Origin of the sequence: Wolbachia endosymbiont (group B) of Ischnura elegans (assembly GCF_947251585.1) — a bacterium.
In the GTDB taxonomy this organism is placed as follows: domain Bacteria; phylum Pseudomonadota; class Alphaproteobacteria; order Rickettsiales; family Anaplasmataceae; genus Wolbachia.
In genome coordinates this window covers 1,078,206-1,102,964 of the sequence record NZ_OX366371.1, presented here as the reverse complement: position 1 = coordinate 1,102,964, position 24,759 = coordinate 1,078,206, and the positions used below count along the sequence as shown (strand labels likewise).

Sequence of the window (24,759 nt, the reverse complement as noted above, 5' to 3'; positions counted from 1 at the left end):
ATGACAAAAGAAAACTGGGAGACAGTAATTGGACTTGAGGTACACGCTCAGGTTTCTTCTAAGACAAAGCTATTTTCTAGTTCACTAACGGAATTTGGCACTGAGCACAATACTCAAGTTTCTCTAGTTGATGCAGCAATGCCAGGTACATTGCCAATATTAAATTATTTCTGCATAGAGCAAGCAATATGTACCGGTCTTGCACTTTCTGCAGAAATTAATAAATGCTCTTACTTTGATCGTAAAAATTATTTTTATCCCGATTTACCACAAGGTTACCAAATAACCCAGTTCTTTGAGCCAATAGTTAAAAATGGTAAAGTGTTTATCAATAATAATGAAAAAGAAATAAGAATCGCAAGAATTCACTTAGAGCAAGATGCAGGAAAGAGTATTCATGAAGAAAGCAAAACTTACGTAGATTTAAATCGTGCAGGTGTTGCTTTAATGGAAATTGTTTCAGAGCCAGATCTTCGTTCATCTGCAGAAGCTGCAGAATTCATGAAAAAATTGAGGCAGATTTTGCGTTACATCGGTTCATGTGATGGTGATATGGAAAAGGGGTCACTTCGCTGTGATGCAAATGTTTCTGTTCGCCCAAAGGGTAGTAGCACATTTGGCACTCGTTGTGAAATAAAAAACTTAAATTCAATACGTTATATTGTACAAGCTATAGATTATGAAGCACAAAGGCAGATCAAAATTTTGGAAAGCGGAGGAGAAATAAGTCAAGATACCTTATTGTTTGATGTCACTTTAGGAAAAACAAAAGTGATGAGAAGCAAAGAAGATTCAAGTGACTATAGATATTTCCCTGAACCTGATTTGCTACCTGTTGAAATAAGCCAAGACAAAATTGATTCTATTAAATCATCTTTACCCGAGTTGCCAGATCAAAAAAAACTTCGATACATAGAGGAATTAGGTATCAATGAATATGATGCAGACGTTATCACTTCTGATAAAGAAATTGCCGATTATTTTGAAAAATTAGCAAAAAAGCATGATTCAAAGATTGCAGTTACCTGGTTAACCGTCGAGCTTTTCGGTCGTTTAAATAAAACAAATATTGATATTGTTAGCTCTCCAATTAAAGCAGATGCTTTATCCGAACTCCTCGACTTTATCGTCGATGGAACGATCTCTGCTAAACTTGGTAAACAAGTTTTTGATATTATGTTTGAAACTGGAAAGCCTGCATCCCTTATTATAGAAGAGCAGAATCTCAAGCAAATAACTGACACATGTCAAATCTCAGAGGTAATAGATAAAATCATCAATGACAACCAAGATAAAGTTCAAGAATATAAGGGTGGTAAAACAAGATTGTATGGGTTCTTTGTTGGTGAAGTCATGAAATCCACCAAAGGAAAAGCCAGCCCTGATGTCGTAAACTTGGTTTTGAGTGAAAAATTAAAATTGAGTGCCTAGGTGTACGGTCCCAGATCTTTTGCTATTTGCTTGACTTGTTTCTTTACATAGCTTCTAATTTAAATTCTGCTGTCTATTCTCTTTCATTCATAACCTTTTGCAAAACGTTTTTGCTTTCTTCTCTGCTGGTCACTATTGCTTATATAAAGCAAGTATAGTACTGAATGATGTTGCAAGCACTCAGTTCGGCAATATTATCGATTTAAGACGAAGTTAAGATTTCGATTTTTTATTCAAACTCTTCTGAAAGTTTTTATACATATTGAAGACATCTTGATAATTTAGGTGAGTGTAAACTTGAGTAGTTTCAAGGCTTGAGTGGCCAAGCAGCTGTTGTATTGATCTTATGTCAATATCTTCCTGAAGCAAATGAGTAGCAAAACTATGACGAAATGCATGTGGAGATAAAATTTCTGGTAAGTTTAAAAATCTTCTTATTTTTTGCAAACGATTAGCAACATAAGTTCTTCCCAATTTTTTTCCTCTTACCCCGACAAAAAGATGTCCCGCTTCGTCAAAGTGGGGACAAGCTTTTATATATTTTTGTATACACTTTTTTACTACTGGAAGAATAAATACCTGCCTTTGTTTATCTCCCTTACCTGTTACTATTAAACTTTCATTGCTAATATCACTAACCTTAAGATTCAGTGCTTCAGTGATTCTTAAGCCCGTACCATATAGCAGAACGACAATTGCAATTTCTCTTTTTACCACCCAAGGCTCGCCTAGATCAGGCAATTTCATTTCTTTCAATAGAGTTTCTATGTTAGATATTGAAAGTGCTTTAGGTAGAGTTCTTCTCTGAATTGGCCTTGATAAAGAAAATACCGCTTCATTATTTATTTCATAATTGTTTTTTATATATTTGAAAAAATTTCTGATTACTGACAATGCGCGAGTGTTAGATCTCGCATTTACACCTCTTGCATAACGAGAGGTAAACCAACTTCTCAGTTCAGGTATGCTTAATTTTTCTAAAGAGCCAACATTTACTTCTTCACCAATGTGAGTATTTAGGAAACTTATAAGATCCTTGAGGTCCCTCATGTATGACTCCAAAGTGTTTGGTGAGTAAGACCTGTTGTACTTTAGCCAATCATACCATTTTTCAATGATTGAACCGAGGTCCACAGTTACTTTTTAAAGAAAGCATCGATGCACGCATCCCTAAAGGCTTCATTTATATCAGGATGAGAGTGACAAATTCTGTATATATCCTCTGCTGCTGCACCATATGCCATTGCAACCGCTGCTTCATTGATTAGCGTATCAGCGTATGCTCCTATGATATGTACACCGAGTATTGTATCTGCTTTGCTACAAGTCAGAACTTTCACGAATCCCTCAGCATCGTCAGTGACTTTTGCTCTACCGTTTGCAGCAAATTGACATTTACCAACTTTATACTTTCGACCAGCACTTTTTAGTTCTTCTTCAGTTTTACCGATTGAAGAAACTGCAGGGTGGGTGTAAATGACTGACGGTATGATTTCATAATCAACGTGAGGCAATTGCCTTGCTAGTATCTCTGCAACTGCCACCCCTTCTTCCTCAGCTTTGTGAGCAAGCATTGCTCCACCAATCACATCACCAATAGCAAATATTCCTTTTACGTTGGTTTCATAACTATTGTTGACTTTAATAAAGCCACGACTGTCTTTTTCTATTTTTTCAAGACCCTCAGAGCATGGTTTGCGTCCTGCTGCCACCAATACCTTATCCGCCTCTATAGTATTTGTTTGATTATCTTTTACAGAGCAAACTTTCACACTCAAAGAGTTACTACTTTGTTTTATTCCCTCAACTTTAGTGCTAAGTAAAAATTTTATTCCTTGTTTTTGTAGACTAGAAAGTAGAGACTTACTTAATTCTCCATCCATTGCTGCAGCGATTCTGTCAAAAAATTCTACTACAGTGACTTCAGACCCTAGCCTCCTCCATACAGAAGACATTTCAAGCCCTATTGCCCCGGCTCCGATTACGACAAGTTTTTTTGGTACTTCAGTTAAAGACAATGCACCAGTTGATGAAATAATACTTTTCTCATCGATATTAATTCCTGGCAAAGAAATAACGTCAGAACCGGTTGCAATTACTATATTTTTTGTCTTCAGCACCTTACCTTCAACTGAAACTTCAAGGTTGCCTTGATCAAAAGAAGTAATTTTTCCAAGTCCATTGATCTTAGTAATTTTGTAAAGGTTAAACAGATATTCTATGCCTTTTCCAAGTTCCTGAACTCTAGCGTCTTTATAGCCTATCATTTCTCTCAAATCGAGACTTACATCCTTAACTTTTATGCCAAGTTTTGATAGATTATTTTTCGCGCTAGCATACTGATAAGAGGAATGGAGTAATGCTTTTGATGGTATACACCCAACTCGCAAACACGTGCCACCAAAAATGCTATTTTTGTCTATACAAGCAACTTTGAGTCCAAGTTTTGCAGCAGTAATAGCGCATTTGTAACCACCTGGACCACCACCTATAATAATCAAATCATAATCAGTCATAAAAAACAAACCTATTTTCTAAAGAATAAACACCATTTCCTTCAGTCGTTATATACATCTTACCATGGGTAAATACTGGAGCATGAAACACATTACCGGGTATTTTAATTACCCTTCCTGTACTTTCAGATCCAGGAAAAGCAAATATTGAACCTTTATTACTTGTTACCCAAAGCGTATGGGCATACATAATTGGAACAAACAATTGCACATTCTCTATAAAATCAGATGTCCAAACTGTTTTTCCACTTTAGTATGTCGATGCCAATTACCTTATTATCTTTAGTCACCATGAAAATTCTTCCGCCTTCTTTTTGTTTCTCTGCAGGAATAAGAGGGCTATAATATGACTCAATGTTTGATATACTTTTTACTTGTAGTGGCCTTGACCATAAAATATTTCCTGAGTTTACGTCAATGCTATAAATATAAGAGTTGCTCGTAGCTATTAAGATATTATCGTGTACTCTAGGTGTAGTAGTTACATCTGTAAGCTGTGTGTCTAAAAGATTTGTAGCTAATTTTTGGCTCCATAGTTTTTTACCTTCTTCATTAAAAGCTATTAACTCGCCATTTGAAAATGGTGCCATTATTTTATCATTAGAGACTGCTGGTGAGATGGAATATAAACCTCGAACCTCATTTATACCATTTTGATAAGCCCAAATGGGGCTGCCATCTTTTACATCAAATACATGTAGATAGTTATCAATAGTCAATACTACCAACTTATTGTTTATTACTATTGCTTTCCCTCTTGCCGGAGCTCTTAATTCTTTTTCCCATTGAATCTCCCCTGTTTTCGCATCTATTGTGTGTAGAATGTTATCCACTACAAAGAAAACATTTTCTTTGTAGCTCGATAAACTCATATTACCAATTTTTTTCCTACTTGAGAGGTATAATTTCCAATTTATAACTCTTGGGTTATCGATATCAAAGGAATATAAGGTACCGTGCTTGTCTGGTAAAATAACGCTATTTTCTGTAAGTATTGGAGCTACATATCCTTGAGATAATTTTTTATCTACTAAACTTATTCGTTCGCTTGCCATTGTATAGTTACTATACAATAACATTATCATGACAATTATTATTTTCATTATTTAGTGAAAACAAGATTCATTAATATACATACTAGAAACGTAAATCACAACGAAAATGTTCTTAATTGTGGATCAAAAGCATTAACGTAATGTCATGCCATTATGTAAAGATTCTCTTACTGTAATAATTTTTATCAAGTATTGATTAAAACACATTTCGATAGCCCAGACTAACGCTGTCAGTAATATTACCATAATATGAAATGGAAATGGACGCAGCATTTTCACGATGAAAGATATTGTTGTAATGTCATTCATTTAAACTATGCATATCAATTTGAAAAATGTACATTGTCTTATGCTATAGTACCTAAAAGTAAATGCTCAACATACAAAATAACGCTTCACTTTGCAGGCAATGGATATTCTTGGCAGTACTTGCTCTTGCTTGTTCTGGACTGCTGTCAATAATTGTTATTTTTCTACGATTGCCTTTTATTTCTTCTCTCATTCCTTCTGCACAATATATCTTTGATAATGCACTGGTGATACACGTAAATTTGTCAATTTTGGTATGGATGTGCTCTATAATATCTCTGCTCTTCATCATAAACTTAAAAAACACCAATCATTGGTTTAACTTCTCATGGATTCTCTCAATCCTTTCCATGCTGCTAATGTTTATATCTGCATTTGTTCCAAATACTGAAGTTATCAAAAGTAACTATATACCTGTATTACAAAACAAATTATTTTTACTTGGACTCAGTCTTTTCATTACCATCATATTGATAAATACAGCTCTAGCCTACATATCAAATAAACAAGACTCATATCTTTCAATCGGACAAATTGGCCTGGTCATTATACTTGTGTCATCATTTCTTTGTGTTGTTTTAGCACATAAAAATATGCCTCCAGGTCTATATCACTCAGACAAGAATTTATTTTATGAATATCTCTTTTGGGGAGGCGGACATTTACTGCAGTTTGCCTTTGCTCAAGCAATGTTTTTAGTTCATTTGATCATACTGAATGCTCGCTATATTAGTCTAAATAAAATTACCATTTTACCACTATTTATAAACACAGTTTTGACCGTAGGTGCGCCGTTTATATACTTTATTTATTCGGCGGATAGTGCTGAATTAATAAAGTTTTTTACCTGGCATATGAGAATTGCTGGAGCAGTTCTGCCGTGCTTTTTAACAATATTAGTGTCTTGCAACATAAAAACTCTGCTCAATGATAAGGGCAATTATCTTCTCCACTCGTTTGTATTGTTCATTTATGGAGGTGTGCTTGGAGTGCTAACTATTGAAGGAAATGTCACTATCCCTGCGCATTATCACGGTTCTGTGGTTGGTATTACTATAGCTTTTATGAATTTTGTCTACTGGCTGTTACCAAAATTGGGCTGTAAAGAAATAAAAAGCTCCATAGTAAGATTACAGATTTATGCATATAGCTTGGGACATTTTCTCCACATTACTGGACTTGTTTGGCTTGGTGGATATGGTGCATTAAGAAAAGTTGCAGATCTGCCAAGTATTTCATCAATGTTGGCACGTGCTTGTTTTATTACGGGTGGAGCTATATCAGTTATTGGTGGAATGTTATTCGTAATAATTGTGATTTTACATCTTCTTAAAGGCAAGGCTCGTACCAACTAACCCACAGAAACAAAACTAAAAATTTTAGTGTAAAATTACTATATTTACTTTGTACTATGGCTCAAATAACCTGCTTCAAATTTGGAAAGGCAATGAAATGAAAAAAACTATATCAAGCTAGACTGAATTCTTATTTGCTACTCCTTGTGGTTCTTGTGTTCCATTTACTTGAGAGCTAGGTTTCATTATTAAACCACCAGCTAAGAATGCAGATAATGTTGCTATAACAACGATTAACCACATGTCCAATTTAGTTGTATGTTCAAGTGTAATATACACTACTAACCCAACAGCAAGACCAGTACTAGCACTTACTATTACCCATAAGTATATAAATGGTAAAAAGCTGCTATTTTACTAATTCAATTTAGTACTATAAATAGACCTATGGTCTAAAAATGAAATATATGATGAAAGGAAGTATAAATACCTCAACTAGTGAATGGGCAGAAAGTGAATTTGGGATTGTTAATTTTGGCGATATAAGATTAAGTAAAAGGCTTTTAAAAGTAGTTAATAGTTTTGCTGAATCGCCTGAATGTTCAATAAATCAAGCTTGTAAAGATTGGTATCAAAGTAAAGCAGCTTATAGATTTTTTCAAAATGATGCCATTTCTGAAAGAAAGATATTAGACAGTCATATAGTTAAAACTGTTGAAAGAGCTAAAGAATATTCAACTATTTTAGCTATCCAAGACACGAGTTATATTTCATATAAAAATCATAAAAAGGCCAAAGGATTAGGGATTATAGCAGCAAGATTAAGATCTGAAACAACCAATTTTAAAACCCATGGATTAGTGATGCATACAACATTTGCAGTTACAACAGAAGGACTACCTATAGGATTATTAGATCAAAAAATTAGTACTAGACCTCCCTTAGCTGAAGACCTAAGAGAGTTGAAAAGGAGAAGCCATAACACTGCTGTTCCTATAGAAGAGAAAGAAAGCATACGGTGGATAGCATCACTAAAAGACTCTACTAATCACCCTGGATTAAAGGATGTTAAGGTAGTTACCGTTTGCGATAGAGAAGGAGATATTTATGATTTATTTGAAGTTGCTTCCACTAATCAATCTCTTTTTGTAGTAAGAGGAAATCAAAACAGAACAGTAAACAAGAGATCAACTTATTCTGAAAAAGGTGGTGAAAAGTTGTGGGATTTGATGAATCGTATGCCTTGCCAAGGAGAAATTCAAATAAGTATTCCTACCCGTGATAATAGGCCTAAAAGAACAGCAGTGTTAGAAGTAAAGTTTAGTAACTTTGTGATGAATGCATCAAAAAACAACGCTAGACGTAAGACTCAAAAACTTCCTAATTTAAATTTGAATGCTGTCTATGTTATAGAAAAGTATTCCCCATTTGGCGAAGAACCTATGAACTGGATCTTATTGACAAATATAAGTGTTAATAATTTTGAAGAAGCAGTAGAAAAAATACAATGGTATTGCTTAAGGTGGAGAATAGAGGTCTTTCATAAAATTTTGAAATCCGGTCTTAAAGTTGAAGAATGTAGACTCCAAACAGCAGATAGATTGATCCGCTTTCTTACAATAATGAGTATAATTGCATGGAGAATATTTTTTATTACATTAGTAGCTAGAACAAATCCCAATCTTCCTTGTACTATCATACTGACTGATGAGGAGTGGAAGGTTTTGTATACAAAAATGCTAAAAACAAAAAACTATCCTGAAGCCCCACCACCCATAAGAAAAATCGTGAGGTGGGTAGCTCAATTGGGAGGGTTTTTAGCTCGCAAAAATGACTTAGAACCAGGTCCTATAGCTTTGTGGAAGGGATGGAAACGTCTCTTTGATTTAGCAGAAGGATGGAGACTTGCTCATGAATCCTATATTTATGGGTAATAGTAAGGTACTAGCAGTAGCGATATATGTTGCTTTTTCTTTTAGTTGTTTATTTGTTTCATTTTTGACTTCTAATATTTTCTTTTCTTGCTGTAAATGCTGGATTTGAGTATTTAGTTTATTTTTTTCAGCTTTTAATTCTATATTTTCGTTCTGAGCTGTCTTCCTTGCATATTCTAAGAATCTATTTAACCCTTTAGCTCTATCCTTTTTAGTTTGTAAGTCTTTATTTTCCGCCTCTAGCTGCTCAAGTTTATTTATTTTTTGTTTCATTTCACTTTTCATTTCATTTTTTAATTCATTTCTTATTTTATCTTTCAATGTAGCTATTGCATCTTCTGAGCTTTTTTTAACTTCTAGTTCCAACACGTCCTCAAGCAATTCTGCTAGTTTTATTTTTTCGTTGGAGGGCAGATAGTATGGATCATATAGAGCATTAACAAGATCTTGTAAATCAGAAAATTTAAAATCAGGCATAATAAACCTCAATACTAAAAATTTATCGTGTAATACATAAAAAACTAAAATCAAGAAATTTTGTATTATAAACTCAACAACCATCACCTACAAGGTGAAGGGTTAAATTTTAATCAATTTGAAATTGATCATTGTCATGAAGTGGCTCGCCTTCCTGGATAGATATGTACTCTTGTATAACCTCATCTGTCAGAACTTACGGCTCAATATCCACGTGCCCAAAGGTGCCTGCCCCAAAATTGCTTACTTAGACTTGCAAAATCTTGCATCAGCAACCTTGAACTTGTTCCTTTCAAAAGTTGTACAATTTTACTAACACTTTGCTGTGGTTTATATGATATAAACATATGAATATGATCTACTGCAACTTTGCCTGAGATAATTTGGCTCTCATTTTCCATAGTAACCTGCCTTAGCAGCTCCCTAACTCTAACAGCAATTTGGCCTATTAGCACCCTTTTCGATATTTGGGAATCCATACCAAGTGTACTCTCATATCGTACTTAGAGTGTGCATTATACCCATAACGTCGCATACGCGACTATTGTAACTTGCCCTTCGCCTCAAGGCGGGACAATCCCCGAAGGGGGACACTAAAATGTCAGACATTAAAATTGCTGTATTTGCTCAATTGTGCTAACTTAAAGCTTAAAACTGAAAAATATTTATGTTAGAAGAAAAATACAGCTTTAGAGAAATTGAAAATAAATACAACATATTATGGGAAGGAAGTAAAGTTTATAAATGGAATGGTGAAGAGAATAACACTTTTACTATAGACACTCCTCCACCAACGATATCAGGAAAGTTGCACATCGGCCATATATTTAGCTATTGCCATACGGATTTTATTGCAAGGTTTCAACGCATGCTGGGAAAAGATGTGTTTTATCCAATTGGTTTTGATGATAATGGCCTTCCGACTGAAAGGTTAGTTGAGCAAACCTATAAAGTTAGTGCAAAAGAAGTTGGCAGAGAAAAATTTATAGAGATGTGCCATGAAGTTATTGAGAAGTCAAAGCAAGAATTCAAGGAGTTATTTAAATCGGTCGGCATTAGTTATGATTGGAGTTTGGAATATCACACGATCAGCAAGAAAGCTGTGGCACTTTCTCAAACGTCGTTTGTTGATCTATATAACAAAGGGTATATATATAGGAAAATGCAACCTATTCTTTGGGACCCAGTTGATAAAACCGCAATTGCGCAAGCGGAAATAGAGGATAAAGTCTTTGAGTCATCTTTGAACACGATAGTTTTTTCCACTGAAAAAAATGAGCAGATTCATATTGCAACTACGCGACCTGAGTTACTTCCTGCATGTGTTGCAGTTTTTTGTCATCCAGAAGATGCACGATATGCCCATCTGATTGGAAAAATAGCCGTAGTGCCAATTACAGAGGCAAAAGTTCCAATAATAGCTGATGATAAGGTCAAAATAGATAAAGGCACTGGGCTTGTTATGTGCTGTACATTCGGTGATGAGCTCGACATATATTGGCAGCAAAAGCATAATCTGCCGGTGACAATTATAATTGATCAGGATGGAAGGATAAACCTGCATGCAGTGTGTGATCAAAAATGGATCCCAGTGTCACGCACTGGGATGACAGGGGAGAAAGATGCCCAGTATCAAGCTACTCAGGTGACAGAGGAGACACATGCCGTTGTCATCCGAGTAGCTGACACTGGGATCCATGGACTAAAAGTTAAAGAAGCAAGAAAGAGGATCATTGAAATCCTCAGTGGAAAAGGACTTTTAATAGAAAGCACTAGCATTTCTCATTCTGTTAAATGTGCTGAAAGATCTGGTGCGCCGCTTGAAATATTACCTACTTATCAATGGTTTGTCAAGACTTTAGAGCAAAAAACTCAAGTATTAGATAAAGTGAGTAAATGTAATTGGCATCCAGAATCTATGCGTAAACGTATGGAGGTGTGGATAGAAGGGCTAAGTTGGGATTGGTGCATCTCAAGACAGCGTTATTTTGGTGTACCATTTCCAGTTTGGTATTCAAAACGTAAGGGAGAAGAAGGCAAAATCATTCTAGCTGAAGTAAAGGATTTACCTGTAGATCCACTCAAAGATTTGCCGAAAGGGTATATTAAAGAAGAAGTTACTCCAGATCAAGATGTGATGGATACTTGGGCAACAAGTGCGATCACTCCTCAATTAAGTGCACTGGCAGTAAACAGTGAGCTCGGTTTACCAAGCCATCGGTATGATAAGATATTTCCTGCAGATCTGCGCAGCCAAAGCCATGAGATAATAAGAACTTGGGCTTTTTATACGATTTTGAAGGCACATTATCATGCAGATTCACTGCCGTGGAAAAATATCATGATTAGTGGTTGGTGTTTGGCTGATGATAAAAAAAAGATGAGTAAATCAAAAGGTAATATCATCACTCCTCATGTAATGCTTGAAACCTATGGAGCTGACGTAGTACGCTATTGGGCAGCAAACTCAAGACTTGGAGTTGACACAGTCTACTCTGAAAATATCTTCAAAATTGGCAAACGACTTGTTACGAAACTTTGGAATGCTAGCAAATTTGTTTCCATGTTTATGGAAAAACATCAAGCATTGAGCATAAATTCCATCAGTGAGACGATGGATAAGTGGATATTGTCCAAATTATATAAAGTGATAGAAAAAACGACGAACAACCTATTACAGTTTGAATACTGCGAAGCTTTGAGCGCAATAGAAGAATTTTTTTGGAAAGATTTTTGTGATAATTACTTAGAGTTAGTTAAAAAACGTGCATATGGAGATGCATTGGACAGCGAGGCAAACATGAGTGCGAAACAGAGTTTGGCATATGTACTCAATATTATTTTGCGGTTATTTGCACCATTTTTGCCATACATTACAGAGGAAATATATCATCAGTTGTATAGTTATAACTCCGTTCACAATAAAAGTAATTGGCCTAACAAGGAAGAACTTACCTATGATAAGTATTCTGAGGAAATGGGAGATAATTTCGTGCAGATATTAAACCTTGTGAGAAAAATAAAAGCAGATAATAACGTATCAGTTAAGCATCTTATACAAAAGTTGATAATAAAAGCGAGTGTAAAAGAGGATGAGTTAAATTATTCTGCTCAGCATGATTTGCAGTCAGTTTGCAATGCTGAAGTGATAGAATGGGTTGAGAGTACAGAAGCAGAGCTTATAACTGAGAATGGAAAATTTACTGTAAGTTTATTGATTGATGTAACTTAGCATTCGTATTACTATACTAATTATTTAGTTGTGAGGTAATAATGATTGGTAATTCATATAATAATAAAATTGAAGAACAAAAAGATGATTATCATGACTTCATTCAAAGGTTTTTGTTTTTGCTCGGTAAGATAAAAGAAAAGAATAAATCAATTCACACTGCTGTAGCTAGTTTTCACATATTATCTTTTTTAATAAAATACAATGCCAATTTTAATGAAGATGAAGTGTATAAAGCCGTTATCCAAGATTTCAATAATATAAAAGAAGCTAGACCAGAGCTTCAAGATGAGGCTAAAAAAGTATTGAATGGGTATATTGCAAATGGTGTTGAAACAGTGTCAATATATGGTAGTTGTGCAGAAGTTAAATTGGGAGCTAATAAAAACAAATTCAAAGTCAGTGAGTTTTTGAATAGTAATTTCTGTCAAGATAATGGAATTTCAGGATTTTCAACTCTGCATAGCAATGGAAAAAATGGAATGCACGGTTTTGTTTCTGAAGAAGGAATAAGGCACTATGTTGTAACTGATGGTGCATACGAAATGACTCTGAATTGGTGTGATGAGGACGGAAAAAAGTGCACTATTATAATTAATATTGATGCTAATGGTATAGAACTTATCGAGCGTAATCGTGTTACTGATGATCAATTGAAAGCAAATAAAGATGTAAAAATAGGTAACTTATTCTTGTATCAAATAAAATTTAGAAATAAGGAGAAAGGCAATCATAAATCATCTGAGATTGTGATAGAAAATAGTAATAGAAATATTAACATTCAAACAACTCAAGAAATTGAGCTTGGCAGCAAAGAAGCTCAAATAGGCAGTACTAAAATGCAAGACAAAATTGCACAAGTTGTAGATGACAGCTTAAACGAAAGAATTAATAAATTGGAAAAAGAAAATACAAGATTAACTGGAAATAATCAAACTATATTAGAACAATTACAGCAAAAAATGAGAGAGGTGGAGGAATTAAATGGAAAGGTAAGGGAAAAAGATGAAGTTTTGGCTGAAGTAACACAAAAACTCAAGCAGCTAAGTGATTCGGTAGAGAGTGAATTTGAAAGGAGAAAAGTAGAGAAGGAAAAGTTAGAGGAGAAGTTAAGGAAAGCGCAAAAAGAGATACAAAAGTTAAGTAAAGAAAAAGCTGAATTAGTGCAAGAAAAGCAAGGCTTGGAAGAATATGCTAAAATTCTAGTTGTCAAAATACAAAAACTAGTTAATCAAATAGGGCGATCAGAGCTTAAACTGGATGGTAGGGTCGAGAACTGGCGCGCCTCTTTAGGGTTTGGTGGCTGATCCATTATTTTCATGTTGGTCCTCAATCCAAAATTCCCATGTTTACGTTTCCAATTCCCGCCTCATCAAACGCAGCATGCGGATTTCCCGCACTACGCTTTCCTAGTAGATTCTTACCAAAGTTTATAACATATTGTGCTGGTAAGGCTTTCGGAACGTAATATCTTATTCTATAGTCCGAATATAGACCAAGGGTCTCATATATACATTCGCTACTCCACCTTTTCCAACCAAATCCTTTTGCTTTTCTGGCTTGCATCATATTGCGTCTTGTTTTCTTCTCTACCCACTGTTTAACGTAGCTGAAGCTTCGACTTGAGTTTCCTATTCTAAAGTAGTTTACCCACCCTCTCAATATCGGATTGATGATCTGAATCACTCTCCGTATTGGTTGCGATTTATAGTTACTGAATACCTTCTTCAACTTTTGAAGTAGGCTTGTTCGTGTTTTCATCTGTGGTGTTATCTGTACTCTCCACTTTCCTTGTTTTGTAATTTTCTTTCGAAAGTCAAATCCTAGAAAGCCGAATGTTTCTCCTCTCTTTAGATTGGCAATTTTTGTCTTTTCTTCATTTACACTTACTTCTAGTTTTGCTAATTCTTCTTGTAACCTTTTGTACACTAATTTCTCGAGCCATTCCCATCTCTGGTGCCCATCTATCAGTATCACTAAATCGTCTGCCCATCTGGCGTATTCTATACGTTGATATTTTTCTTCCCTGGTCACCTCTTTTGCTCTCTCTAGCATTTTGTCTACCTCATTGAGGTATATATTGCTCAACAACGGTGAGATAGGCGACCCTTGCGCTATTCTCGTTTTCCTCCTACCTTAAGGATTAGCTTAATCAAGTGCATGATTTCTTTATCATTTATTCTCTTGGCAATTTTCTCCATGAGAATATGATGTCGTACGTTATCAAAATAGGATTTCAGGTCTACATCAATACATTTTGTATTGCCTTTGATTGCTGCTTTCGCTACTCTGCTTACTGCTTCATGCGCTTTTCTCTTGGGTCTATATCCATATGATCCGTCCTGAAAGTCAGATTCATATATCGGTTCAATTATTAGCTTTAGTGCACTTTGCACTATTCTATCCCGGATGCAGGGTATGTTCAACGTTCTGAGTTTTCCCCCAACTTTTGGTATTTCCTTTCTCCGGTTCCTATTTGGGCTATAGGTTTTGGTTATTAGTTCATGTCTTATTTGCTGAAGATACTTTTCTAAGCCTTCTGCCTCTATCGATTTGAATGTTACCCCATCAATTCCTGGTGCCCCATTGCTTTTCTTTGTTAGCTTATATGCTTCTTCTAGTGTCTCCATCTTGCAGACGTGTACATAGATTCCCCAGAATCGCCATTCCGGTTCTGCTTTCGCTTTGATATATATCTTTCTTCTCAGGTCTTGTAATTTTATTGGCATTTTTGTCATTTTTACCTTTACCTTCCTTTTGTTAAAAGATCTCTACTAGTAGGGTGCCTTTGCTCCATGGGCGTTACCCCACTTCTTCGCTACTACACACCCATCCGCCACCCTTTCATCTTCGGTTCTTTTCCTGTTTTCCAGTTATAGAACCTACCACTCCAAGGTATTTCTCCTTGGGATGAGGAGGGCTTCTCCAGTTGCTTTGTATGTCCTCATTACCATGCTATCACTACCACCCCGCTGAAGTAGAACAATTGTATCAGTCGTTTTTCAACTGCCTATTCTGCTTTCGCCCATTGACCGCTGGCTCAGCCTTCAGTTCTTATCGTTTTCGAGGCCACCTATATGTTTGCTTTCGCTACGGCCTAGTAATTCGCCATTATCCTATGATAACGTTGTCGGTAGGCTTCAACATTTTGCTTTCCCTCCACATTGCTACCCTAGCTACAGGACTTCGACTTTTATCCTGGTGGGTCTACCTCCCACTGAACATACTTGCCTTCTCTGGACACACAATCAATAAATGAAAATAAAAGGTTAGAACAAGAATTGAATGATACTAAAAAAGATTTAGGTGATAAATATAGTGAAATCCAGAGATTAGAAAGTCAATCACATGAATTAGAATCTAAAAAAGTAACAGAATTGATGACATGTTTAGAAAAGAAAGAGAAAAAAATAGCAGAGTTAGAAGCGCAGTTGCAAAAAGAAAGTTCTGAAACTTATGATTTAATACTTAAATCATCGGATTTAGAAGAAGAAAAAAGACGATTACAAGAAAAGTTAAATGAAAAAACTCAAGAAGTGATTAAACTAACTGTAGATTTAGAAGAACTAAGTAAGCAATCGGAAGAGAAAGAAACTAAATATTTCAGTAGGATTAAAGAGTTAGAAAAAATTCTTAATAAAGAAAGAAAAAACAGTGAAGAGTTGGAAAATTATAGCATCAATCTGGAGGAAGAAAGTCAAATTCAACATGAAAAGTACAAAGAGTTACTATTTGAGAAGCATTCTATAAAAGAAGAAATTTCAGATTTGAATGATCAATCTTCATTAGTTCATCAGAATCGTGTGAGCTTAGCACAAGATTTGGCAAAAAACATGATATATTTGTTCAAAGAGAATGTAAGAGAAGGAGATAAAGTGATTATATCGCAGGAAACTGTATTAGAGATTTTGAATAGATTGGAGGAATTAATCAAGAATGTTGGAGTCAGTGATCAAGAAATAAAAGGATTAATTGAAGAAATATCTGTACAAACTAATGATAGCCTTGCTCCTTCAGATATAAGTAATGGAGATTTATCAGCACTACCAAATAAAGAGCTGGATGAAGCTTCATATTCAGAAGATTTTGGATATTCTAGTAGATGTTCTACTCCTGTCTGATGCCACCTTGCATTTTGAGTTTAGTTAGAATATCAACTAAAGTTTATCACTGGTACAATTGTGATAAGTGTTCTCCTCTACAGGTAAGACAATTTTAATCAATATATACAAGACTGCTGAAGTTTTGTATATGGGTGATGAGCAATTTACTTAATAAATATAATACATTTTATTTTATAGCTAGTTCTCTGGCTACTCTCACGTTACTTACATCTTTAGCGCTTATTAATGTACCTAGTTCTTTAATTCTCGCTTTAGCTGTATTATCTGTTTTGGCTTTTATGATTTTGTATAAAATAATTATTGACACTAGTAAAGTGGAGAAGAAATTTGCTCACAAAGAGCGTGAGTTGACTCAAGAAAAGCACAATTTATACGAGGAAGAAAGAAAATTTGGTCAAAAAATAGAAGCTGAGAGGAAATCTTTTCTTAAAGAAGAAAAATCTTTGGAGGAGAAATTAGAAGCAAAAATGATCCATATAATTGGAATAACAGACGAATTAGAAAAAGTAACGAAGGAGAAAGATGAGCTTGCTGCACAAGAAAAAGAACTACTCCATAAAATCTCATATTTGTGTAAACAGTTACAGGAAAAAGAAGCTAATCTAACTGAGAGGAAAAAACTTATAATCGAATTGAAAAGAAAAATAGACAATGATAAATATGAGGAATTATATAAGGAAGTAGAGAAATTATCTGAAGAAAAAGAGGAGTTATCTAAGGAAATAGACAAATTACGTAAAGAGAAACATATACTATATATGAAAAAAGAAGAATTACATAAAAGAAAAGAAGAACTTTGTGTGAAATTAGATGAATTACAATGTAAATTTAAAGAAATTGATCAGAAAAATAAAAACTTATCTCAAGAGTTAAAAAGGAAATTTGAAGAGCTAGATAAAGCAGACGGTTTAATTAAAAATCAATCTTTTGAGTTAGACAGAATAAGACAAGATTGTAATAACGAAGTGAAAAATTTAAGAAATTCACTTTTAGAGCGAGACAGTCAAATAAAACAACTTCAATATGTGATAGATAAGATAGAAGAATCGATAAGAGAAAATGAAACAATTAAAGATTATAGCAAAAAAATAATATTAGGGGAGACTCAGAAAATAAAATTTATATTAGGGCAGCTTGTGCAATTCAAGCCAATGAAAGGTTCCAAAACATCGGAGGAAACGTCTGATTCTTTACAGGAAGATCTTGGATATGCCAGTCGTTCACCCACTCCGACCAGATTATCGTGTTCAGTGTCTGTACAAAGCATTGCAAGTGGACCAATCCCTGAATATGGATGGCTTTGTTGCATAGCACTGATAGGCATGTAAATCACAATGAACTTACGCAGCTAATTTAAATTTAGCCATACCAATATCAGTAAATTTGTTCAGTAAGTAGCACTTAATTAACAGCTCTTTTTCACGATTTACCTCTGATTTATTTTTCAAGCCAAACCCAAATATTTGCTTCAACCTATAGAAAAAGACTTCAATATAAGACCGTGCTCCATACTTAACTTTTTTCTTCCATTCATTAATACCATCTTCATAATTCTCATATGACCTAATTCTACTAATATACTTGTTTCTTTCTGATAAGTAGTCAGCTAAACAAATTTTAGTATCCTTCCTAGGGCGAATAATAGGCACAATATTGTATTTTCTGCATTCTTTATACACACTTTTTATATCATAAGCCGCATCTGCTCGAATAGAACAAATGTTATATTTATCACTGACTTCTTCTAACATATCGCAGACCGGCAAATAGTCTACAGCAACACCACTAGTGTAGTTCATGCTTATTGCTTTCTTATCATTTATGTTTAAAATAACATGTAATTTTCTTACTTGACCATAACCACTGTATTTTCTTTTTCGAATATTAAGCTTACTATGCCCACCGTTATTATTGTAGATACTAACTCTAGTGCTATCTACGGCAATTTCAACATTTTCCAGATCATCTTTATTGCTTCTATGGTCATCAATCTTCAAATTAAGCTTTTTAAATCTTCTGGAAGCTTGTGTATAGCTGATAATCTTAAGTTTTTTGCCTATTTGTACCATATAACCTTTTACAAAACCTACAGCTTGTCTCAAGCCAATTCTAAAAAGATGAACTATTATGTGTATTAAAATTACAACTTTATCACTATAAGTGTTATTGCCACCTGCAACTTTTGGACTATTTTCATACCAATTTTCTATGGCTTGATTAACAAAATGAAAAACATTTCCTCTTTTTTTTAGAAACTCATTATATTCTCTTTGGTTACTTACTCTCATTTTTTGTGGCATAAGTTATACTTGTTTGAAAAATGCCTATTTTACAACAAAATGCGTTAGTAACCATAAGCTTTTCTCCTTACAATAACCTCAACCAACACTAGCTATGCAACAAAGCCAATATGGATTGTAAAATGCAACAATTACTCTTATTATAAAAAAAATTATACAAGATAATGAACCCAATAATATGCGCACTGGATACACAAGATTTGAATGAAGCCATATCTTGGGCTAATGGTCTGCGTGATAAGGTTGGCATGGTAAAACTTGGGTTAGAATTTTTTGCTGCACATGGTCCTTCTGGAGTGAGAGAAGTTGCAAAATGCAATGTACCAATTTTTTTAGATCTAAAATTGTATGATATTCCAAACACTGTAGCTAGAACAGTTGAAGCAATAAAAGCTCTAGATGTTGAAATGCTAACATTGCATATCAGTGGTGGAACAAAAATGCTTAAAGAAGCACTAAGTATAGTGCAAGGAAAGAAAATAAAGCTAATTGGAGTAACAGTACTAACTAGTATGGGCAATGAAGATCTGAGTGAACTCGGAGTAGCAAGGGAAGCAAAATCACAGGTAATTTTGCTAGCAAAGCTTGCAAAAAAGATTGGACTACATGGAGTAGTTTGCTCTGCACTAGAAGCTCAAGAAGTGCGCCAAGAATGTGGTAAAGACTTTAAAATTATTACTCCAGGAATCCGTATGAATCGAGGTCATGATGATCAAAAAAGGACAGCAACACCAAAAGAAGCAATAAATTCAGGAGCTGATTATATCGTAATTGGCAGACCAATTACAAAAAGCGGCAATCCCGCAAGTAGTGCAGAATTAATATTGAAATCCCTTACTGATTGAAGCAGGAGAGCGGCAAGGTAGATAAGGTACCATAGAATAAAAGCAACAAACGGTATGTATCCGTTCAGCAGGGTGGCAAAACAAGGTAGACGAGAAAAGATAACTAAATGGGTGTCATCCTAGTGCTTGACACTGGGATGGCGTAACCGTTCACGGATTGTGAGAATGAATTAAAGAACTAAGCAGTGACAGCTACTAGATTCTGTAGCTTTTGAAAGGGGTTCTGGCCATTTAGACGTGATGTCAAAAATATCGACAACATTCTTTCCACGAATCTTTCTCCACGTTCTGACCAGGTGAAAAAGCTGTTTTTACGATAAATTACGTACCGTCTAATTTGCCGTTCTGCAAGGTTATTAGTTGTTTCTATCACTTCAGGTTTTCTTAAAAACTTCCACATCATATCCTCAGATCGTAACATCTTAGCGGCCATTCTTGAAGCTTGAGTGCTATTTGCAACCCTCGTCATTTTACGTAAAAAATGTTTTACCCTTTTCCGAATTTTTCGCACCAGTCGATAAAATCTCAAATTATCTATCAAATTTTGTTTTTTTGCCTTATCTACTACAAACACCTTATTGCTGAGCGATTTTAGTGCTTGGCCAATTTTGCTCACTTCAACATTTTTACTATGGGCAAATCTCTCAAAATCTCTTGCCAGATGTGCCCAACATATCTGTCTATTTTCACGATTGAAGTAATTGTATACAGCGTATCTATCGCTCACAACTATACCATCATATTCTGGCAGTAAACTCTTCAACACCTTCTTACCACGAGACTCGCTTACCTTCAGAAGTGTCAACGCTTTGTTTGTTATTACCCAACTCCAGCCTCTCTTTCCTTGATTTCTGTGCCCTGTTTCGTCTATATGCAAATACTCGCTTCCTTGCAACTCTTCCTTCATTTTCTCATATTCAGATGCACACTTCTTCGATACCCTGCGTTCAGTATTTGAGACTAAACCAAGGCTTATATTTAGATTAAAAATACTGCCCAAAATTTGCTGTACCTCTCTTTTTGAGTTAATAAAAAAGCCGCTAAGGCTGCTTATAACTGTTTTAGCATTGGGTCCTAGAAAATCTCTTGCAACACCTTCGGGTAAATTTGCTGTAATTCTTTTATTACATACTCTTATATGTTAAAAACAAGTCTTTATAAATGTCACGAAATGGCGGTATAAAGACACGCAGAGAGGAGGAACCGTACATACTCTTGGTCATAAGGACCGTTTTGCAGCAAGGTTCTCCTCTCTGGTTTATTATACTGAAAGTTCCGAACAACTGGTTGAGCTTTTAGGCTCGTATATAAGGGTGGAAAATGCAGTATACACATTATTTATGGGTAACCGTTCACGCAATGGCGTCAACTTAAGAGCCTTCATTAGCAGACTCTCCTAAAGACATGATGGCGTTTAGGCTTATCAACTTTGTCCATTCACGGTATAAGAAAGTAGTTTACAAAAATTGCATAATTAGTATAAAAAACAATAAACTAGATAGATGAGGGGTTGATGATAGAGGTGCTACAAGAAAAGATTGTGGTATTGGAGTCAGAAGTTGGTACTCTGAAAGCAGAGAATGATAAGTTAAGGACAAAAATAATTGAGCTAGAGGATAAGCTGGGTTTAAATTCAAAAAATTCATCGCTGCCACCATCGCAAGATGTATATCGCAAAAAGACAAAAAAGAAGAGCGATAAAAAACCAGGCGGGCAGCCAGGACATGAAGCGCACAAGCGGGAATTGATGGTAGCAGATGAGGTGGTAAAATGTTCAATTGATACAATTTGCATGTGTGGAAGCCAAGTTATTTTAGAAGAAGAAACTGTGCATCAAAAGGTTGAATTGCCAAAAATTAAACCGATAGTGACTGAATATAGGCTACAAAAAGGCTACTGTAAGGCGTGTAAGAAAAGGATCTCAGCTAGTCTGCCTGAAGGTGTGACAAGGGATCTTTTAGGAGCTAATGCAAAAGCAGTAATTAGCAGTTTTAGTGGATTTTTTATCAATTCAAAAAGGGAAGTACAGCAAATTTTGAGCAGCATATTTAATCTGAATATAAGCCTAGGTTTGGTATCAAAGACCGAGGGTAGAGTATCAGAAAAATGTATATCTGAATACGAAAAAATAAGAGAAGAGCTACGGAAAAGCAAGTATTTACATATAGATGAAACAAGCCATAGGAACCAGGGAAAGAAAGGTTGGAGTTGGGTAGTAACGAATAAAACAGCAACACTTATGAAGTTAGTTGGATCTCGCGGAAAGAAGATATTAAAAGGGCTATTGCCAGAGTATGATGGAATAGTTATAAGCGATAGGTATGCTGCGTATAATTACTTTAATCGTGAAAACAGACAGATATGCTGGGCCCATTTAGCAAGGGACTTTGAAAGGTTTTTTTACAGTAAAAATGTTGAAGTGAGCAGAATTGGCGCAGCATTAAAATCGCTGAGCAACAGGGTATTTGTGGTAGATAGAGCACGTAAACAAAACCTGATAGACAATTTAAGATTTTTCCGGTTAATGAGGAAGATTCGAAAAAGGGTGAAACATTTTTTGCGAGAGATAACAAGGGTTGCAAAAGGAACTCAGGCCTCGAGAATGGCTGCCAATATACTACGTTCTGAAGATATGATGTGGAGATTCGTGCGCAATCCTGATCTGATCGAGACAACCAATAACCTTGCAGAACGTCAGGCTAGACGGTACGTCATTTATCGTAAAAATAGTTTTTTCACTTGGTCAGAACGTGGAGAAAAGTTCATTGAAAGAATGCTTTCGATATTTTTGACTGCACGTTTGAATGATCAGAATCCTGTCCAGAAACTACAGAATTTAGTCGCTATTCCTGCCTAATTGGGAATATTCCGTGAACGGTTACCTATTCAAACGTATCGAGAGATGGGGCTAGTTTACCTTGATGGCTACGGTTGTAATACCAACTTTCATTCGGTCGCACACGCCCGTGATAGCCCTATTCCTATAGTGAGTAGGGTTATCTTTCCCTCTTATCTCTTTTATATCACATTTTTAACTTACAATCTTTCATATGCTTCTTTTACTTTAGCATGAGAAGTTAATGCATCAAAAAACTCAGGGCTTACCAAGGCATGAATTCCAGTCATATATTCACCACTTAGATTATCTTCTATGTGCCGGAGTACTTCCAGACACTTACGTTTTACGTCAGTTGTTGCTGTTCCAAGGGCAAAATTTACTACTTTTGGTGTTATTTCAAATTCGTTGTACAGATTTAATAATTCTGACCCATCAGCATCTAAAATTATTCCTTTGAGCGTTCCCATTCGCAAATGCTCTAATGTTATTGCATGTTTGTTTCTCATTAGCTGCAAATGATCAGTTATTACATCTGCAAGCGCTTTAAGTTCACTCTCTGATCCAAATGCCCTTATTCCCTGTACTTCCTCTGGTAACACTACATCATCGTGAGGAATATGTGGAATCGTAAACGTTCTTACTTTTCTTTTGCCACGTTTTCCCACTGTTGCTGGTGCCCCTGGTACTTGCGTTGGTAGTAAACTTAATACTCCGTTATGTTCTTCTATGGTAATATGTCTAAATCTTACTGATCTACTTGGAAACAAATTTAGATTTTCAACCTGTCCATAATTTATCGGCAATATATTCATCGCATTTGTTAGTGCCGTCATGCTAAATGCTGTATTTGTAAATGGATTTTGCATTTTTCCCCTTTTGTATTTTTAATAGTTTTTTTAAGCTCCCTTGCGGATAATGATCCCTCGTGCTTCAAGTTGCTTTATTGCTTCAGCTTTCTGTTCTTCAGTGATATTTGCTGGCCACACAACTGCATGATCTGCTAGTATTGCACCACGAGTAATAATTACTGCTTTGGCATTTTCTGTCGCATTTACATCACTTACTATTGCACCTATTGCTGTTTGTGTGCCGTCTGTTCCAGTGGGATTAAGGACTCTAATAAAACCATCTTCCGTCTTTTTGGCAACTACTGCACCAAGCTTAAGATTTTGACCTTTAGCTACTGTTATTTGGTCTCTTGAATATAGATTTGAAACTTCGTATTTCAGAAGATCCCCAAGGTTATTTTGTTCTGTTATAGTACTCATTCTGCTTTTCCCCTTTATTTTTTACTTTTGTTATACTATGAATATTCTAAATGCCAGATTGTGCACGACTTCTTGCTACCTGCATCATTAAATCTTCTGACGAATTCTGTGGTAATGTGCTTAAAATTTCAGTCTTCATTGTTCGTTCTGCAAGTATCGACATTAATATTTCTTGTGCTTGTTTGCTGCTAACATTCTGCTCTATAAATTCTCCTATTTTCTCTGGCATTCGTGATAAGTTGCATAAACGTATTAATTCAAGAACTTCAGTATGATAACTGTCATTCTTGATTTTATTAGTTAAATTATCAGTTTCTAGGTCAGTTGTCGTTTGTTCATTCATAGTAATACTCCTGTTTTTATTAATAGATGAAAGAATTGTAATTCCATCTGCAAAACCAATATCCACAGCGTTCTTGCCAAAGTATAGCCCTGCTTCTGTTGATCGAATCTTTTCAATTGAAAGACCTCTGTTCCTCGCTATTAGCTGCACAAACATTTCATATAGTCGGTCTACTTCTTTTTGTAAGCTTTCCAGACTTTCAGACGTCATTGGCTCATGTGGATTTAAATCATTTTTTCTACTTCCTGCAAATACTGTGGTATATTTTATTCCCTGTTTTTCATCAAACCCACTTTGATCTATATGACTTGCTATTACTCCTATACTGCCAACACCAGAAGTTCTGCTCACAAATACCTTCTCAGCGCTAGAGGCTATAGCATATGCAGCAGAGTATGCATCATCATTTGCTATCGCTATTATCCTCTTTTTTGCTCTTGATTCATAAATAAAGTCAGCTAGGTCAAATATACCGTTTACCTCTCCTCCGGGGCTATCTATATCAAGCAGAATAGTTTCTATATCTTTGTTTGATAATGCTTCTTCTATTTCTTCTTGAATTTTCTCATATGATGTCATTCCCAGAAAATCGTCAAAAGCCCCTGGTTTTTTGGTCAAAATTCCATGTATTGCTATTACTGCTGTTTTTTCTATATTCTGATTTACTGCATGTTTTATATTTTTCAAGATAGGTTGTTTTCCGTTATATAGTGACAACAGGTCAAAGCTTTTTTGCTCTATCATCATCGGCCTACATAGCCAGTTGGTTTGTAAAATTTCCATAAAGTAAA

At 35.2% G+C, this 24,759-nt stretch carries 19 protein-coding genes and 3 pseudogenes; 9 read left to right on the top strand and 13 right to left on the bottom strand.

The window, feature by feature from the left end:
- Complete coding sequence (gatB, locus tag OPR58_RS05660) at positions 1-1,431, top strand: Asp-tRNA(Asn)/Glu-tRNA(Gln) amidotransferase subunit GatB (protein ID WP_064085943.1); 1,431 nt, start codon at positions 1-3, stop codon at positions 1,429-1,431.
- Positions 1,432-1,644: 213 nt separating this feature from the next.
- On the opposite strand, the gene OPR58_RS05655 is transcribed toward gatB, so the two are convergent.
- The 3 genes and pseudogenes from OPR58_RS05655 to OPR58_RS05645 form a co-directional block, all read right to left on the bottom strand.
- Positions 1,645-2,565, bottom strand: coding sequence for a tyrosine-type recombinase/integrase (locus OPR58_RS05655; RefSeq protein WP_010401376.1), 921 nt, complete (start codon positions 2,563-2,565; stop codon positions 1,645-1,647).
- 2 nt (positions 2,566-2,567) lie between these two features.
- On the bottom strand, positions 2,568-3,947 hold the full coding sequence (gene lpdA, locus OPR58_RS05650; RefSeq protein ID WP_265022197.1) for a dihydrolipoyl dehydrogenase: 1,380 nt from the start codon (positions 3,945-3,947) through the stop codon (positions 2,568-2,570).
- Positions 3,940-5,050 (bottom strand): annotated as a pseudogene (locus OPR58_RS05645) (outer membrane protein assembly factor BamB family protein). Before OPR58_RS05645 ends, lpdA begins: the two are co-directional and overlap by 8 nt.
- A gap of 323 nt (positions 5,051-5,373) precedes the next feature.
- Between OPR58_RS05645 and OPR58_RS05640 the strand changes: the two are divergent.
- Positions 5,374-6,666, top strand: a complete 1,293-nt coding sequence (locus tag OPR58_RS05640; protein WP_265022196.1) for a cbb3-type cytochrome c oxidase subunit I — start codon at positions 5,374-5,376, stop codon at positions 6,664-6,666.
- Between the two features lie 117 nt (positions 6,667-6,783).
- Here the strand turns inward: OPR58_RS05640 and OPR58_RS05635 are convergent, their stop codons facing one another.
- A complete protein-coding gene (locus OPR58_RS05635; protein ID WP_265023145.1) occupies positions 6,784-6,945 on the bottom strand; it encodes a hypothetical protein in 162 nt (53 codons plus the stop codon).
- 128 nt (positions 6,946-7,073) lie between these two features.
- Between OPR58_RS05635 and OPR58_RS05630 the strand changes: the two genes are divergently transcribed.
- Entirely contained in the window at positions 7,074-8,540 is a 1,467-nt protein-coding gene (locus OPR58_RS05630; protein ID WP_265023151.1) for an IS4 family transposase, read from the top strand.
- On the opposite strand, the gene OPR58_RS05625 is transcribed toward OPR58_RS05630, so the two are convergent.
- Complete coding sequence (locus OPR58_RS05625) at positions 8,493-9,101, bottom strand: hypothetical protein (RefSeq protein ID WP_265023144.1); 609 nt, start codon at positions 9,099-9,101, stop codon at positions 8,493-8,495. The two genes, OPR58_RS05630 and OPR58_RS05625, sit on opposite strands and share 48 nt — an antisense overlap.
- A gap of 25 nt (positions 9,102-9,126) precedes the next feature.
- Positions 9,127-9,552, bottom strand: a pseudogene (tnpA, locus tag OPR58_RS11410) (IS200/IS605 family transposase).
- Positions 9,553-9,684: 132 nt separating this feature from the next.
- Here tnpA and OPR58_RS05615 point away from each other — a divergent pair.
- Together OPR58_RS05615 and OPR58_RS05610 are read left to right on the top strand one after the other, a co-directional pair.
- Positions 9,685-12,249 carry a valine--tRNA ligase gene (locus OPR58_RS05615; RefSeq protein ID WP_265023142.1) on the top strand — a complete coding sequence of 855 codons (2,565 nt, stop codon included), beginning with the start codon at positions 9,685-9,687 and terminating at the stop codon, positions 12,247-12,249.
- A gap of 41 nt (positions 12,250-12,290) precedes the next feature.
- Positions 12,291-13,556 carry a coiled-coil domain-containing protein gene (locus OPR58_RS05610; RefSeq protein WP_265023141.1) on the top strand — a complete coding sequence of 422 codons (1,266 nt, stop codon included), beginning with the start codon at positions 12,291-12,293 and terminating at the stop codon, positions 13,554-13,556.
- Between the two features lie 22 nt (positions 13,557-13,578).
- On the opposite strand, the gene OPR58_RS05605 is transcribed toward OPR58_RS05610, so the two are convergent.
- Positions 13,579-14,337, bottom strand: a complete 759-nt coding sequence (locus OPR58_RS05605; RefSeq protein WP_265022253.1) for a group II intron maturase-specific domain-containing protein — start codon at positions 14,335-14,337, stop codon at positions 13,579-13,581.
- 26 nt (positions 14,338-14,363) lie between these two features.
- Positions 14,364-14,987 (bottom strand): reverse transcriptase domain-containing protein, encoded by a 624-nt coding sequence (locus tag OPR58_RS05600; protein ID WP_265022252.1) that lies wholly within the window; start codon positions 14,985-14,987, stop codon positions 14,364-14,366.
- 543 nt (positions 14,988-15,530) lie between these two features.
- Between OPR58_RS05600 and OPR58_RS05595 the strand changes: the two genes are divergently transcribed.
- Entirely contained in the window at positions 15,531-16,370 is an 840-nt protein-coding gene (locus tag OPR58_RS05595) for a hypothetical protein (protein ID WP_265023140.1), read from the top strand.
- Between the two features lie 137 nt (positions 16,371-16,507).
- Positions 16,508-17,701 (top strand): hypothetical protein, encoded by a 1,194-nt coding sequence (locus OPR58_RS05590; protein WP_265023139.1) that lies wholly within the window; start codon positions 16,508-16,510, stop codon positions 17,699-17,701.
- 12 nt (positions 17,702-17,713) lie between these two features.
- Here the strand turns inward: OPR58_RS05590 and OPR58_RS05585 are convergent, their stop codons facing one another.
- Positions 17,714-18,673, bottom strand: coding sequence for an IS5 family transposase (locus OPR58_RS05585; RefSeq protein ID WP_265022212.1), 960 nt, complete (start codon positions 18,671-18,673; stop codon positions 17,714-17,716).
- Positions 18,674-18,837: 164 nt separating this feature from the next.
- Between OPR58_RS05585 and pyrF the strand changes: the two genes are divergently transcribed.
- Complete coding sequence (gene pyrF, locus OPR58_RS05580) at positions 18,838-19,518, top strand: orotidine-5'-phosphate decarboxylase (RefSeq protein ID WP_017532286.1); 681 nt, start codon at positions 18,838-18,840, stop codon at positions 19,516-19,518.
- Between the two features lie 178 nt (positions 19,519-19,696).
- Here pyrF and tnpC (OPR58_RS05575) read toward each other — a convergent pair whose 3' ends face one another.
- Entirely contained in the window at positions 19,697-20,635 is a 939-nt protein-coding gene (tnpC, locus tag OPR58_RS05575) for an IS66 family transposase (RefSeq protein WP_265023147.1), read from the bottom strand.
- Between the two features lie 396 nt (positions 20,636-21,031).
- Between tnpC (OPR58_RS05575) and tnpC (OPR58_RS05570) the strand changes: the two genes are divergently transcribed.
- Entirely contained in the window at positions 21,032-22,375 is a 1,344-nt protein-coding gene (gene tnpC / locus OPR58_RS05570; protein ID WP_265022247.1) for an IS66 family transposase, read from the top strand.
- Positions 22,376-22,560: 185 nt separating this feature from the next.
- On the opposite strand, the pseudogene OPR58_RS05565 reads toward tnpC (OPR58_RS05570), so the two are convergent.
- From OPR58_RS05565 to OPR58_RS05555, 3 genes and pseudogenes are all read right to left on the bottom strand, one after another.
- Positions 22,561-23,223, bottom strand: a pseudogene (locus OPR58_RS05565) (major capsid protein); the annotation flags it as partial.
- 30 nt (positions 23,224-23,253) lie between these two features.
- Entirely contained in the window at positions 23,254-23,625 is a 372-nt protein-coding gene (locus OPR58_RS05560; RefSeq protein WP_262986461.1) for a head decoration protein, read from the bottom strand.
- Between the two features lie 46 nt (positions 23,626-23,671).
- Positions 23,672-24,751 (bottom strand): S49 family peptidase, encoded by a 1,080-nt coding sequence (locus OPR58_RS05555; protein ID WP_265023138.1) that lies wholly within the window; start codon positions 24,749-24,751, stop codon positions 23,672-23,674.
- Positions 24,752-24,759: the final 8 nt, after the last annotated feature.